The sequence below is a fragment of the Candidatus Obscuribacterales bacterium genome (assembly GCA_036703605.1).
GTDB lineage: Bacteria > Cyanobacteriota > Cyanobacteriia > RECH01 > RECH01 > RECH01.
This window is the reverse complement of sequence record DATNRH010000031.1, coordinates 1-2,125: the sequence shown is the minus strand read 5'-3', so window position 1 is coordinate 2,125 and position 2,125 is coordinate 1. Positions and strand designations below refer to the sequence as shown.

Annotated in this window: 3 protein-coding genes; 2 read left to right on the top strand and 1 reads right to left on the bottom strand. The window is 55.7% G+C overall.

The features are described from left to right. Window positions 1-968, bottom strand: a 968-nt coding sequence (locus V6D20_00760; GenBank protein HEY9814328.1) for a PfkB family carbohydrate kinase, incomplete at its 3' end; no start/stop codon positions are given. Between the two features lie 168 nt (window positions 969-1,136). On the opposite strand from V6D20_00760, the gene V6D20_00755 reads away from it, so the two are divergent. Together V6D20_00755 and V6D20_00750 are read left to right on the top strand one after the other, a co-directional pair. Continuing rightward, window positions 1,137-1,742 carry a hypothetical protein gene (locus tag V6D20_00755; protein ID HEY9814327.1) on the top strand — a complete coding sequence of 202 codons (606 nt, stop codon included), beginning with the start codon at window positions 1,137-1,139 and terminating at the stop codon, window positions 1,740-1,742. 185 nt (window positions 1,743-1,927) lie between these two features. Then, window positions 1,928-2,125: glycogen/starch synthase (locus V6D20_00750; GenBank protein HEY9814326.1), on the top strand; the 198-nt coding region annotated here is incomplete at its 3' end.

The window sequence follows — 2,125 nt, the reverse complement described above, 5'->3', positions numbered from 1 at the left end:
GTGCCAAATTGACGGACGACGATGCTTGCGGCTAGATTGCCCAGCAAAGCGCCTTCCCAGGGGGTAGCCCCTAGGGCTAGGGCTAGGGCCAGGGCGGCTGCAACGGTGTCTCCTGCCCCTGTTACATCAAATACATCGGTGCGGTTGAAGGCCGGGATGCTTTGCTCGGCACTGTGGGGAGAAAAGAGGCTCATGCCCTCCTCTCCTCGGGTGATCAACATATATTGAGCTTGGGTTACAGTCAGCAGGTCTTGACCGGCTTGCTGAAGACTTTCAGGGGTGGCGATCGCATACCCAGCTGCCTGTTCGGCTTCGGGCAGGTTGGGGGTAAAAATGGTGGCTCCTGGGTAGCGATGGAGATCCACCTGGGTATCTACAACGCTCAAGGGATGCTGTAGGGCAGCCTGAATCACCGGTGTGGTGAGGGTGCCGTCGCCATAGTCGGAGCAAACAACCACGTCTACCTGGTCAAGCTGCTGGCGAATGTAGTCGGCAAGCTGGTGCTGAAGATCTGCTGGGGGTAAGGCATCGGATTTGCGATCAACGCGAACAATTTGCTGGGTCACCGACTGCCGGGCATGGCCAGAAATGCGAGTTTTGGTTACCGTGGGGCGATCGCCGTCCACCAAAATACCCGTCGTGTCAATTTGGGCTGCTTCAAAAATCTGCCGGAGCGCTTGCCCTTGGGAATCGTTGCCCACCAGCCCCACCGCTTTCACCTGTCCTCCCAGAGCTGCTAGGTTATAGACGGCGTTGGCCCCACCGCCCGGCACCTGACGCGTGCTTTCATGGCGTAAAATCAAGACCGGCGCTTCCCGCGACAGCCGTTCGACCTGACCGGTGACAAACTCATCCACGGTTAAATCACCCACCACCAAGGCGCGTACCTGCTGAAAGCGATCGAGCAAGGAAAAGAGGCGATCGCTGGCAGAGATGAGCTGGGTCTTAAAGTCAGATGGGAAGGGCATGGACTCTTGAACTCCGTTGAAGGAAAGCAGGGGGCTAGCGAAGGACACTGCCCTAGGGATGATCAAACCGTCACACAGCATACAACGGAATGACTGGGAAGCCGATACCGTTAAAGTAGGTTCCTCGTATTAAGTTTTATTGAGATATTGATAACTGCCGGGGCTTTTATGCATCCAATTTCTTCGCAGCAAGCCGTTGAGCTATTCCAGATTCTAGTGGCTATCGGTGCCACTCCCGGAGAAGACTTTAGTGTCGATGCGTCTACGGGGCAATGGAGCTTGAGCGATCGTGCCTATCAGTTACTAAAGCAAGTTTATCCAGAGGTGGATTGGGATGCGGATTTGAGCCCCATTTCCGCTGTAGATCACGACCAAGCGATCGCTGTCCTCCATGATCACTTGGGTATCGACTTTGTGCCCCGTTTGCTGGACTGTCTGCATCAGCGCCTCAATGGTCTACCCCTGCGCCAAGCGGCTTGGTATATGCGTCAGGTGCTGGGAGGCGTGGAGCAACGCACTCACCTGTCGCTCTACGAATTGCTCCATGCTCGGTTGGATGCCGCTTCCTGCGCTCGGTTGGACTATGTGCTGTGGCATGAGAATCATCCTGAGCCCTGTGGTCTATGGATGCAGGATGTCATCATGGCGGCGGGTGGCAGTGCCAGAGATGTGCAATGTCTGCCCTCGGAGGTGGTCTTGAGTGAACGGGGAATGCGGCTGCTCGCGGCGGTATGGATGGGCGATTATGATGTCTACGGTGCGTTAGCAAGCTAGGGGTTCGGCATTTGAGGGCGATCGCCGGATGTGAGGCTTAGCCTTTAGCATGAGTGGGATCAAAACACCGGAGAATCACCTGTCTGGCGGCATCCTAAACGGAATTGCGATCGCGACTATGCACAGCGGCCACAGCCCACTAGACTTGATCACTAACGGTATATCTCAAGGAACCTCGATACACGATGCGAATTTTGTTTGTGGCAGCCGAAGCTGCACCGATCGCGAAAGTCGGCGGCATGGGAGATGTAGTGGGCGCATTACCCAAGGTGCTGCGCAAGATGGGTCATGATGTACGTGTGTTCATGCCGTACTACGGGTTTGTGGCAGACAAGATAGAGGTTCCCAAAGAACCCATCTGGCAGGGTGAAGCCATGTTTCAG

Bases quoted from the DNA above. Each gene is read 5' to 3' on its own strand.
- V6D20_00755 (HEY9814327.1), top strand. From the start codon at position 1,137: ATGCATCCAATTTCTTCGCAGCAAGCCGTTGAGCTATTCCAGATTCTA.